General features: G+C 69.1%; 11 protein-coding genes. 7 read left to right on the top strand and 4 right to left on the bottom strand.

Annotation, left to right across the window (positions count from 1 at the left end; genetic code table 11):
- Positions 1-525 (top strand): hypothetical protein (locus DM816_RS35140; protein ID WP_211588993.1); only part of this gene is annotated, 525 nt, incomplete at its 5' end.
- Positions 522-1,298 (top strand): 3-ketoacyl-ACP reductase, encoded by a 777-nt coding sequence (locus tag DM816_RS35135; RefSeq protein WP_117214768.1) that lies wholly within the window; start codon positions 522-524, stop codon positions 1,296-1,298. The genes DM816_RS35140 and DM816_RS35135, both read left to right, overlap by 4 nt.
- 18 nt (positions 1,299-1,316) lie before the next feature.
- Here the strand turns inward: DM816_RS35135 and DM816_RS35130 are convergent, their stop codons facing one another.
- Both DM816_RS35130 and DM816_RS35125 read right to left on the bottom strand, forming a co-directional pair.
- The gene (locus DM816_RS35130; RefSeq protein ID WP_117214767.1) at positions 1,317-1,760 is read right to left on the bottom strand and encodes a hypothetical protein; all 444 of its coding nucleotides are present in this window, start codon (positions 1,758-1,760) and stop codon (positions 1,317-1,319) included.
- 13 nt (positions 1,761-1,773) lie between these two features.
- Positions 1,774-2,397 carry a TetR/AcrR family transcriptional regulator gene (locus DM816_RS35125; protein WP_117214769.1) on the bottom strand — a complete coding sequence of 208 codons (624 nt, stop codon included), beginning with the start codon at positions 2,395-2,397 and terminating at the stop codon, positions 1,774-1,776.
- A 90-nt stretch (positions 2,398-2,487) separates the two neighbouring features.
- Here DM816_RS35125 and DM816_RS35120 point away from each other — a divergent pair, with 90 nt between their 5' ends.
- Entirely contained in the window at positions 2,488-3,021 is a 534-nt protein-coding gene (locus tag DM816_RS35120; protein WP_117214766.1) for a PPOX class F420-dependent oxidoreductase, read from the top strand.
- Between the two features lie 100 nt (positions 3,022-3,121).
- Here the strand turns inward: DM816_RS35120 and DM816_RS35115 are convergent, their stop codons facing one another.
- On the bottom strand, positions 3,122-5,608 hold the full coding sequence (locus tag DM816_RS35115) for a hypothetical protein (RefSeq protein ID WP_162908153.1): 2,487 nt from the start codon (positions 5,606-5,608) through the stop codon (positions 3,122-3,124).
- Between the two features lie 280 nt (positions 5,609-5,888).
- Between DM816_RS35115 and DM816_RS35110 the strand changes: the two genes are divergently transcribed.
- On the top strand, positions 5,889-7,148 hold the full coding sequence (locus DM816_RS35110) for an MFS transporter (protein ID WP_117214764.1): 1,260 nt from the start codon (positions 5,889-5,891) through the stop codon (positions 7,146-7,148).
- Here DM816_RS35110 and DM816_RS35105 read toward each other — a convergent pair.
- Complete coding sequence (locus tag DM816_RS35105) at positions 7,137-7,520, bottom strand: hypothetical protein (protein WP_117214763.1); 384 nt, start codon at positions 7,518-7,520, stop codon at positions 7,137-7,139. The genes DM816_RS35110 and DM816_RS35105 overlap by 12 nt on opposite strands.
- Positions 7,521-7,710: 190 nt before the next feature.
- On the opposite strand from DM816_RS35105, the gene DM816_RS35100 reads away from it, so the two are divergent.
- The 3 genes from DM816_RS35100 to DM816_RS35090 all read left to right on the top strand — a co-directional run.
- Positions 7,711-8,133: a hypothetical protein gene (locus tag DM816_RS35100; RefSeq protein ID WP_117214762.1), complete on the top strand. Its 423-nt coding sequence runs from the start codon at positions 7,711-7,713 to the stop codon at positions 8,131-8,133.
- A gap of 15 nt (positions 8,134-8,148) precedes the next feature.
- Positions 8,149-9,693 carry an alkaline phosphatase D family protein gene (locus tag DM816_RS35095; RefSeq protein WP_117214761.1) on the top strand — a complete coding sequence of 515 codons (1,545 nt, stop codon included), beginning with the start codon at positions 8,149-8,151 and terminating at the stop codon, positions 9,691-9,693.
- A 93-nt stretch (positions 9,694-9,786) separates the two neighbouring features.
- Positions 9,787-11,668, top strand: a 1,882-nt coding sequence (locus DM816_RS35090; RefSeq protein WP_170318912.1) for an AfsR/SARP family transcriptional regulator, incomplete at its 3' end; no start/stop codon positions are given.

The following is an 11,668-nucleotide window of genomic DNA, read 5'->3' as shown; positions in this document are numbered from 1 at the left end:
CGGGAGGAGATCACCGCGACGCTGCTCCGCGCGGCCGCCGCGACGTGCGACTTCTACCTGGAAAACACGCCGGTCGACGGCATACCGTACTGGGACACGGGCGCACCGGGTCTGGTCCGGCTCGGCGAGGACTATTTGGACCGCCCCGCCGACCCGTTCAATGCGCACGAGCCGGTCGACTCGTCGGCCGCCGCGATCGGCGCGCAGGGGCTGCTGCGGCTCGGCCGTTACTTGACCGCCACGGGTCAGCAGGAGCAGGGACAGCGCTATTGGCAGGCCGGGCTGACCGTGGCCAACACGCTGTTCGCCGAGCCCTATCTGAGCACCGACGCGTCGCACCAGGGCCTGATCCTGCACTCGGTTTACCACCGCCCCAACGGTTGGGACCACGTCGCAGCCGGGCAGAGCGTGCCCAACGGCGAGTCCAGCATGTGGGGCGACTATCACGCCCGCGAGCTCGCCCTCTACCTGCAGCGGATCGCACGGGACGAGCCCTACTACACGTTCTTCGGAGGTGCCGCATGACGCGCAGGGTCGCGATCGTCACCGGCGGGTCGCGTGGCATCGGGCGGGGGATCGTTGTCGCGCTTGCCGACGCGGGCTACGACATCGCCGTCAACTACGCGAGCAATGCCACGGCCGCGCAGGAGGTGTGCGACAAGGTCAAAGAGCTTGGCGGGCGCGGTGTCGCCGTGCAGGCCGACATCGCGCGAACGGCAGACCGGCAGCGCCTGGTCGACGAGACGCTCGCCGCGTTCGGCCGGATCGACCTGCTGGTCAACAACGCCGGTGTCGCCCCCAGCGTGCGGGCCGACATCCTTGAGGCCGGCGAGGAATCGTTCGACCGGCTCATCGGGATCAACCTCAAGGGACCGTACTTCCTGACCCAGCTGGTCGCCCGATCCATGATCGAGCAGATCGCCGCGGGCACCGTCACCGAGCCGAAAATCGTCGTCGTGTCTTCGATAAGTGCCTACACGGCAAGCATCAACCGCGGCGACTATTGCGTCTCGAAGGCGGGGCTCGCGATGCTCGTCAAGCTGTTCGCCGCCCGCCTGGCCGAGCACGGCATCAACGTGTACGAGATACGCCCCGGCGTCATCGAGACCGATATGACCAGCGCGGTCAAAGAGCGCTACGACAACCTCATCATCGATCAGGGCCTCACACCGATCCGTCGCTGGGGCCAACCGGACGATGTGGGAAGGGCGGTGGTCGCCGTGGCCACGGATCTGTTGCCGTTCAGCACGGGGCAGGTGCTCGACGTGGATGGCGGCTTCCACCTGCGCACGTTGTAAGACCTCCGTCGGCTGGCCTCACGGCCGCCGGCGATCCGTGTCGCGGACACGCTTTTCGACCTGTCGCAGCATGCGGCGCGTCATGATGCGGTGTGCGCCCGACGTGATGACGGCCGCGCGGTAGAGCTTGCCATGCGGACCGGGGAAGGCCGCATGCGTCTGCGCCCGCAGACGATCGTCATCGAGGAGGAACGTCAGGCGGTAGCGCGAGAAGCGGTGGCGTCCCTGCAAAGTCAGTTGACGGCCCGGTTCGGCATGCACGACGCGGAACCCCGGCACGGTCTCGCCGGGGCGTCCCCCGAAGGTCGGCGTGGCGGATGCGGGTTCGGTGCCGAGCAGGCGTGCCAGCCGCACGCTGCCGGTCATCGTGCGGTGCAGGACGTGGGTCAGCGCCGACCACACCGCGTCCCGGGACGCGCTGACAGGGACGGCGTGTTCGTCGACATAGGGCAGGCGTTCCATGGGGTTGGTCCTCTCAAACTCGCCGGGGCGGCAGACCGAGCACGCCGCGGGCCGCCCGCTCGGCGAGCTCGGTGTCATGGGGGGCCTGCCCGGCAAGTGCGATCACCACAGCCTCGATGACAGAGAGATAGGCGCCTGCCGTCTTGCGGGGCGGCGGCCCGGCCGGGATGGCCCCGCTTCGGCGAGCCGCACTGATCCATGCCGCGCAGTCGGCGGTGAGCCGGTTGACGATTTCGGTGATCGCCCGCCCGACCGGATGGTCCTGGCCGGCGAACTCGACTCGCAGGGTCAACATGACGCGGGCTATGTCGCGGCGGCAGTAGACGGCGTGCCCCCGCGCGAGCGTGATGAGCGCATCGGCCGGGTCGGCCTTGGCCGCGGCAGGATCTCGCACCTGCGCGTTCCAGGTCTCCTCGACCCACTTCACCACCGCCAGGGTCAGGTCCTCCTTGTTCGCAAACAGGTGATACAGGGCGCCGCGGGTGTAGCCGGCGTCGCCGGCCACACGCTCCAGCACCAGGTTGGCGTAGCCGTACTTGGACAGCCCTCGTGCTGCGGCCTCCAACAGGGCGCCGCGCGAACGGGCGCGCCGGTCCGCCTGCGTCAGTCGGGAACCGTTCGTCTTCGCTGTGGCCACCACCACTCTCCTAACATACGTACACGAATGTAGGTTAGTTTAGCGGCGGACCGTTCGACCACTCGTGGCCGCAGATGAGGAGAACCCGGCATGACCACTGCGAAGACCAACCCGCAGCAGGGCCGCTTCCGCCGTATCCAGAACGCCGTCAACGCACGCATCCGCCATCCCCGTGCGTCCGCAGTTTCCAAGGGAAAAGGGGTCGACTGGGATCCGCGGATGCTGCGTGGGCGGCATTGCGTGCTCGTCAGCTACCGCCGGGACGGCACCCCCGTTCCGACGCCCATCTGGGTCGCGGTTGAGGGCGACCGGGTGTTCGTGCGCACCGGCGCCGATGCCTACAAGGTCAAGCGGATCCGCCGCAATCCGGCCGTCCTGCTGGCGCCCAGCACGGGCCGCGGCCGGCCGACGGGACCGGCGATGCTGGGCTATGCCCGGGTGCTCGACCAAGACGAGGAGCCGGTCGCGGAGCGCGCCCTCGCGGCCCGCCACGGCTTGCTGCGGCGCTTGTACTCGAAAACCGTGGACAGCCGCCTGCCCACGGTCTACATCGAGATCGGACCAGCCGAGCCGCGATCTGCTCCGACGCCAACGGCCGCACCTCCTTCCGGTTCGAGAAGGTAGCCCCTGACGAGACATCAGGGACTCCACAGCGGATCGCCGACCGTTGAAATGGCGACACCCACGCCGGTTCTGCGTGGGTGTGCACGATGGGCGGTTTCCGCTAAGGCAGATAGCGGAACAGGTTGGTGTCGTTGTAGTAGTAGATGTCGCCGAGCTGGTCGACCGTGATGCCGTGCGCGCCGGCGGCCAGGTGGGTGACCGCGAGCGTGCTCTTGTTGATCCGATACAGAGCGCCGGCGATGGTGACATACACCGAGGTTGTGTCCTTCGGTGTGGTCGTCATGGCGGCGTCGCGCCAGGTGCCGTTGGGGCGGTAGTCGACGGCGCCGAACTTCTGCACCGGCGCCGTGCTGAAGCTGCTGGTCGCCGGGTTGAACACGAACAGGAATCCCTCGGCGAGACCCCAGATCCTTCCGTCCACAACGGACAGTGCGGTGATCGCGGTCGGCTTGCGCCCGCCCGGCAGGGTCAGCGAATACTCGACTTTGGCTGCCGTGGCCAGATCATAGGAGAAGAACTTGGCCTCGATGGCGCGCGGTGCCGTGTCAACGCCGAGCCCGCCCCGGATGGTCGTGCCGCCGTAGACTTTGCCGCCGTGGTAGGCCAGCGAGACCACGCCCTGGTCGGCCACGAGGTCGCGCTTGACGGTCAGCTCGCCCGTGACCAGATCGAAGATGCTCAGCGCGCCGTCGTAGGCGCCGTATTTGGGCACGGTTCCGACGAACAGTTTGCCCTCGCCGGCCGCCAGCGTGAATGGACGGTCCTGCCCGTGCCCGCTCAACGCCGCCATCAGTCTGGGGTTGCTGTTGCCCCAGGGTGCGGCGGGGTCGTACTCGTACACCCGGGCTCCCGGGTAGACGCCGAAGTACACCTTGCCGCCGTAGCCCAGGATGCTGTCGGTCTGGCTCATGCCACGGTGCAGCAGATCCGGGGTCGCGTCGTTGGCGTCGCCGTGCAGCGGTTGGTAGACACCCGTACCGCCGGTCAAATATCCGCCCGTATAGATCTTGCCGTCGGGCCCCGCGCCCACCGAATGAAGGTCGGTCGGCGTGACCGGCGCACCGGCCACCGGCGCGGTGCGCGCCATGCCACTCAAAGGGTTGTACTTGAACAGATGGGTCTGGCCTAGGATGTGGCCGACCGCGACGAGGGTCTCGCCGGGGAACGCGGCCTGGTCGGCCAGGCGCACCCAGCCGAGTTCGGTCGGCGCGACGTTGACGCCGACGCCGACCGGGGTGAATGTGCGCGCGGCGATGTCGTAAACGTGCAACGCGCCACCGGAGATGAGATACACCTTGCCGTCGCGCGCCGGGGACACGTGCAGGCCGGTCCTGCCCGTCGCCTCCTCGGTGGAGGTCACCGTGCCGTCCGCGTTTTCCACGATGTTGAGCACCGACAGCGTTCCGGACGCCATCGTGGCGAACAGTCTGCCGCCGGTGAACGTCAAGCCGCCGACCATCGATTCCCCCGCGTACTTCGCGGGCAGCACGTTGTGCTTGGCTCCGGTGACGCGATCGAAGCGGATCAGTGCGGCGTTGGTGCCGACGCCGAGATAAGTGGCGCCCTCGCTCGGGTCGAACGCGATGCTGCGCACGTATTGCCTGCCCGGCCAGATCGGCACGGAACCGATGGTGGCAAAGCCGTTGGCGGGCTGGTACTTGAAGTAGCCGGCGCTCTTGTACGTCCCGCCGTAGACCCGGCCGTCCGCGCCGGCGGTCAGGCACCACACGAACGACTGGCCCGTGATCGGCGTGCCGAGGCTGGTGACCGTGCCGCTGCCGGGCACGTGCCGGTACACGCCGGCGTTGCTGTAGGTGCCGACGTAGACGGTGCCGTCGGTGGCGGTCGTGGCGGCCCATGCGCCCGTGGCGCCGTTGGCCAGCGGGATGGTCGCGCCGACCACGCGTTCGGTGTCGGCGTCGATGGTCGCGAAACGCGGCGGGTTGCCGGCGTTCGAACCGGTGAACACGCCGAAGATCTTGTTTTGGTTCGCGCCGATGCCGAACGTGGTCCCGTTGATCATTGAGTGGGTGATCTGCACGCCCAGGTTGGTCACGCCCTTGCTGAGCGAGACATCGTCGAAATAGGACGTGCCGATGTTTCCCACGGCCGAGTAGATCAGGGCCGAAAACGTGGTGGTGCCCGTGGGGGCGGTGCCGCTGACGCTGAGCGTCTCCCAGGCGCCGCCGGTTGTCCCGAGGCTGCTGTAGTGGTTGCCGACCAGGGTGCCGGCCGAGTTGTAGAAGCGCAGATACAGTTGAGCGCTGCCGGAGGCGACCAGCACCCGCGCAACCACCGCGTGCCTGCCCGGCCCGGTGGCAAGCCGGCCGCTCTCCAGTCCCGTGGACGTTTCCGCACTGGTGTCAACGAGTTTGGCGCTCTTGACACCCTCGTAGGCCTGCTCGGTCGTCGCGGTCACCGTGCCGGCCGCGCTGAATCGAGTCCAGCCAGACAGTTCATTTTCAAACCCTCGATTAGGGGGTACCACGTCAGCCGCGCGCGCCGCGTCCGGACGCACCGGTGCGCCGACCGCCACCACGGCCATCAGCAGCACGATCAGTCCGCGCCGCACCACTTGAAGTCGCATGGGTGTGGACCATACAGCGCGGACATAGCATGCCGTCAATGCCACTAAGCGCCAAACCGCGCTTTGCTTAGCGATTGCTTAGCGGTGCTGGCGATGCTCGTCCCATACGCCGATACGCGTCGATACCTGAGGAGGCGCACCCACACCTCGTTCCGGTTGGTCATGAACTATGCCTATGTCCGGCGGCGTGTCGTGACACCAACTCCATGGTCAACAAGCCGGGGCCTTGCCGCGAATTGCTTTGCGGCCGGTGACGGTCGCGACGTAGGGTCTCGACCTTATGGGCAGGTTGATCGAGGCGCTCGTCCCGGCGCGCCTGGGCGCCGGCTTCCGCTGGCTGCTGGCGTCGTCATGGACCACGAACCTGGGCGATGGCGTGGCCGTGGCGGCCGGGCCGTTGCTTGTGGCCTCGCTCACCAACGACGCGTTCCTGGTGGCACTCGCCGCCCTGCTGCGGTGGGCACCATCGCTCGTGTTCGGGCTTTACGCCGGAGTGCTTTCGGACCGGCTCAACAGGCGGGTCATCGTCGTCGTGGCGAACGCCTTCCGGACCGTGGTGCTCGCGGCGCTGGTCGTCACGATGCTCACCGGGCAGGTCACGGTCGTCTGGGCGCTTGTCGCGCTTGGCCTGCTGGCCACGGCCGAGGTCTTCGCCGACATCACCTCGACCACGCTTGCCCCCATGCTGGTGCACCGCAACGACCTCGCGCTCGCCAACGCGCGCCTGCAGACCGGGCTCATCACGCTCAACCAGCTGGCCGGGCCGACCGTCGGCGCGGCCCTGTTCGCGGCAGGCACCGCATGGCCGTTCATCGCCGAGACGATCCTCGTCGCCGCAGGGGTGATTTTGGTCTCGCGGGTGGCGCTGCCCACACACGGCCGCGGCCTGGCAAGCGAATCCCGCAGCCTCCGCCGCGACATCGCGGAGGGCTTCCGGTGGACCATCCGGCATGCCGCGGTACGGACGCTCCTCCTCATCATCCTGGTCTTCAACATCACGTTCGGTGCGGCGTGGGCCATTCTCGTGCTTTACGCGCAGCAGCGGCTCGGGCTCGGTGCCATCGGTTTCGGCGTCTTCACCATGGTCGGAGCGGCCGGAGGGCTGCTCGGCACGGCACTCTACGGCGCGATCACGCGACGGGTGAGCCTGGGCAACGTCATGCGCATCGGACTCGTCATCGAAACCCTCACCCATCTGTGCTTCGCGCTCACAACGTCACCGTGGGTGGCCTCCGCCATCAACTTCCTGTTCGGCGCGCACGCCTTCATCTGGGGCACGACGTCGATCACCGTGCGGCAGCGGGCCGTCCCCACCCACCTGCAGGGCCGGGTCAACAGCCTGAACACCATCTGCTCCTACGGCGGGCTGGTCGCCGGCAGTGTGATCGGCGGCGTGCTCGCCACCCGGGCCGGTGTCACGGCACCGTTCTGGTTCGGCTTCGCCGGTTCGGCGGTCTTCGTCGTGCTGCTTTGGCGCGAGATGACCCGCATCGCTCACGCCGACGAAACCTCCGAGCCCGAGCAGGCGCTATCGAAATGACCCGCGTGGTTTCGCGGTGAGCACATCGAGCACCAACACGTCGTGCCCGTTGCGCAGCACGGCGATGGGGCCGTCGCCAGGCCAGCCCACCGCGCAGCGCACCGGCCCGGCCGGGGGTGGCCCCGCGAGCCGGACCGTCACCGTCGAGTCCGGATAGCGCAGGTGGATCAGCGCGGCCTCGATGTCGCCGTTGTCGCCGACACCAACCACAACGAGTTCCCTGTCGTCCGGCGAGAACGCCAGCCCGCACACCGTCCGGGTGAACGGGGTTGGATAGAGCCCATCCGGCTCGCGGACCTCAATCCACCAACGCTTGCCCAGCCGGACCGCCGCCGCCCGCCGGCACAGGCGCACCGCGTCAAGCACGGACATGGTCGCTGGCCCGGTGGCGCCAGGCGGACGCCCGCGCGTCATCACCAGAGTCGAGGATCCGCGGCGCGTGGCTCATCGCTCGAATCTGCGTGGTGGCCCTAAGGATTCGCTAAGCGCGGCGGCTTAGCGTTTGGTTGGCCCGATCGGGCACGCTCGCGGCAAGCAATGCTCAACGATTTGGGGAGGTACGATGCGGCGCGGTTTTCGGTTGGGCGCCCTTGCCTGTGCGGCCATGCTGGGCGCCGTGGGTGCGCTGGCGGTGGCGCAGCCGGCTTCGGCGGACTCCGCCACGTGCAGCAAGCGGGTGCTCAACGCCGATGGCACGACCAGGTTTCAGGGCTGTGCGGGCATGGCCTTCTTCATGTCCTACGGCGATCACCTGATGGTCGACGACCGCCTGGGCGACGGCTACGCCGCGGTCGTGCAGTGGTGGCGCAGTGACGGCACCGGCCCGTACGAGGTGTGGAACCGGCTGGGCGCGGACGGCGGCGACGTGGTCGCGGAGACCGGCGACATCCCCGAGGGCGACTGGATTTTCTACAAGGTCTGCATCGGGTCCGGCGGTGTCATTCAACGGGCCACGTGCAGCGACGGCGTCACCGACTACGCCTGAGGGGAGCGCACACGGATGAGCAGACTTGATCGGCGCAGTTTCGTCCTCGGCGGCGCTGCCGCGGCATTGCTTACGGCGGGCGGCGGTGTGGGTGCGCAGGTGACCCCGCAACTTCCGCACGATCCGTTTCAGCTCGGCGTCGCGTCGGGTGACCCGACCACCGACGGTTTCGTGCTGTGGACCCGCCTCGCACCCGCACCCCTGAACCCGGACGGCCTCGGCGGCATGCCGGCGACCAATGTGGACGTCGAATGGCAGGTGGCCACCGACGGCAACTTCGCCAACGTCGTCGCGTCCGGGATCGTCACGGCGGTCCCGTCGTCCGCGCACAGTGTCCACGTTGAAGTGTCCGGATTGGACCACAGCCGGTTCTACTACTACCGCTTCCGCACGGTGAGCACCCCCGCGCACATCTCGCCGCGCGGCCGGACCCGCACCGCGCCAGGGCCGGGCGTCATGCCCGCGAAGATGACGATCGCCGTCGCCTCGTGCGCCCACTTCGAGGAGGCATGGTTCCACGCCTTCCGGCAGATCGCGAACGACAGCCCCGACCTTGTGCTGTTTCTCGGTGATTACACCTATGAGTTCTCCACCGACAAGGACACCAACGTCCGCGAGTATGTCGACTGGGGAACGGATGTCGTCGACACCCTCGCCGAATATCGCCTGCGCTATGCGCAACACCGGACGGACCCGGCGCTGCGCGCCGCCCACGCCGCCGCGCCGTGGGCGGTCGTGTTCGACGACCACGAGGTGAAAAACGGCTACCACGCCGGCACCCCATCGGCGGCGCAGAAGGCGCAGGCGCTCCAAGCCTGGTACGAGAACATGCCGGTCCGCGCGGCGCAGCGGCCCAACGGCTCGGCGATCACGCTTTATCGCCGGCTCGAATGGGGCGCGCTGGGCCGCTTCCACATGCTGGACACGCGGACCACCCGATCGCCCATGGCCACCGACATGCCCAGCTGCGCCACGATCGGCTCGCCCAACCACCGCATGATCAGCGGCACGCAGGAGCAGTGGTTGCTCGACGGCCTGGCCACACACCCCGCGACGTGGGATCTGATCGGGCAGCAGGTGTTCTTCGCCAACCGCGACCCCGATCGCGACCCGACGACCTGTGACGGCGGGTCCGAGTCGTGGGACGGCTATCGGCAGCAGCGGGACCGCATCGCCGCCGGCTGGGTGACGCGGGGTGTGCCAAACCCCGTGATGCTGACCGGTGACGTGCACCGCCACTGGGCTGTTGACCTGTTGCAGAATCCGTACAACAGCAACAGCGCGCACATCGGCGTCGAACTCGTGACCACCTCCGTTTCCAGCGGGGGCCCGCGAGCCTCCACGGAACCCGACATCCTGCAGCCGCATCCCGTCATGCCATATATCAAGTACCGCCGCGACCGGCGCGGTTACGTCCGCTGCACGCTCACCGCCGCCGACCTGACCGCGGAGTTCATGACGGTGTCGAGCACCACCGAGCCGGACTTTTCCCGGGTGACCGTGACGCCCGACCGGCGTTTCGTCGTGCCGGCCGGGCAGCGCAGGCTCATGCCGGGCTGACCTCCTGCCACGCCTCCGGTGGCCGATGTGGGCGCGCACTAGTAGCCTGCATGTCGAGCCAATGGGGGGAGTTTGGGCACGGCAAGGCGTTCGGTGCGAGTCCTCGGCCCGGTGCAGGTGCAAGTCGATGGCACCGTCGTCGCCGTCCGGCCGCCGCAGGCCCGCGCGCTTCTGGCGCTGCTCGTCCTGCGGCGCAGCGATGTCGTGCCGACCTCCCGTCTCATCGACGAGCTGTGGGAGGCGGATCCACCGGCGTCCGCGCGCGTGCAGTTGCAGGGCCTCGTGTCGGCACTGCGTCGCCTGCTGGACACCGGTGACGGGCAAGACTCGCCGATCATCACGCGGCCCACTGGATACCAGATAAAGATTGAAGTTGATCTGGATCTGTTCCAGCAGGAGGTCGCGGCCGGGCGGGAGATGCTGAAGTCCGGCCGGGCCGACGAGGCGGCCAGGCAGCTGCGGTCGGCCCTGGACCGATGGTGCGGCGAGGCGTTCGCCGGCATCTCGCTGCCGTCGGTGCGGCAGATGGCCGCGCACCTCGACGACCTGCGCATGGCGGTGCTTGAGGATCGGATCGCGGCCGACCTCGCGACCGGCGGCGGCCGGGAGCTTATCACCGAGCTGCGCGAGCTGGTGGCGGATTATCCGTTCCGGGAGCGGCTGCGCGGCCAGCTGATGACCGCGCTGGCGCGGGCGGGCCGCGTGCCCGACGCGTTGCGGGTCTATCGCGAGGGCAGGGCGCAGCTGGTCGAGGCGCTGGGCATCGAACCGTCGGAGTCGTTGCGGGACATGTACATTGGCATCCTGCGCGGTGAGGCGGGCCTGAGCCCGCGCAGCGATCTGCCGACGCTGCACGAGGTGGCCGTGCCGCACCTGTTGCCCAGCGACCTGAGCGACTTCACCGGCCGGCGGGCGCTCGTCGACGACCTGACCGCAATGCTCGCGGCCGAGGGCGAGCGGCCCGCGCCGCTGGTGATCGCCGTGACCGGGCCCGGCGGGGTGGGCAAGTCCACCCTCGCGATCCATGCGGCGCATCGCGTTCGGCAGTCCTATCCGGACGGACAGCTCTTTGTGCGGCTCAACGGCTCGCATCCCGATCCGGTGCCGGCCGCGGACGCGCTGGCCCGGTTCCTTCGCGCGCTTGGCGTGGCCGCGGGCGCGATCCCCAAGGGTGTCGAGGAGCGGGCGGAGCTCTACCGCCACCTGGTCACCGGCCGGCGCATCCTGGTCGTGCTCGATGACGTGTGCAACGAGGAGCAGATGCGCCCCCTGCTGCCGGGCGAGCCGGGCTGTGCCGTGCTCGCGGCCAGCCGCAGGCGACTGTCCGCTGTGGACGGCGTGCACCCGGCCGCCCTGTCTGTGCTCAGCGATGCCGACAGCACCGCACTGCTGCGCCGCATCATCGGTGACGACCGCCTGTCCGCGGAGCCGCGCGCCGCGGCCGAGCTGGTCGTGCTGTGCGGCGGGCTGCCGCTGGCGTTGCGGGTGGTCGGGGCGCGCCTGGCCCACCGTCCACACTGGACGCTGGCCGATTTCGTTGCGCGGCTGGCCGACCAGCGACGTCGGCTCGATTGGCTGCAGGCGGGCGATGTCGCCGTGCGAGCGAGCATCGTGCTGAGCTACGAGCAGCTGCGCCCCGATCAGCAACGCCTGTTCCGCAGGCTCGGCCTGCTCGACGCGCCCGACTTCGCCGCGTGGGTGGCCGCGGCCGTGCTGGACGCCGGCGAGGACAAGGCCGAGCGGCTGCTCGACGACCTGCTCGACTGCCACCTGGTGGAAAGCGCCGGGCGAGCCTCGATCGGCCCGCGCTATCGGCTGCACGACCTGGTCCGGCTGGTCGCGCGGGAGCTGGCCGAGCAGTGCGAGCCGCCTGACCAGGTCGCCGCCACGCTCGATCGGGCCCTCGGCGGCTGGCACGCCGTCGCGGCCGCCGCCGATGACGGGCTGCGCCGGCACGCCGCCGACCCGGAGCCCG

Origin of the sequence: Allorhizocola rhizosphaerae, assembly GCF_003426775.1 — a bacterium.
GTDB classification, from domain to species: Bacteria; Actinomycetota; Actinomycetes; order Mycobacteriales; family Micromonosporaceae; genus Allorhizocola; species Allorhizocola rhizosphaerae.
The sequence above is the reverse complement of the archived record's forward strand: the minus strand, read 5'-3'. Positions and strand labels throughout refer to the sequence as shown.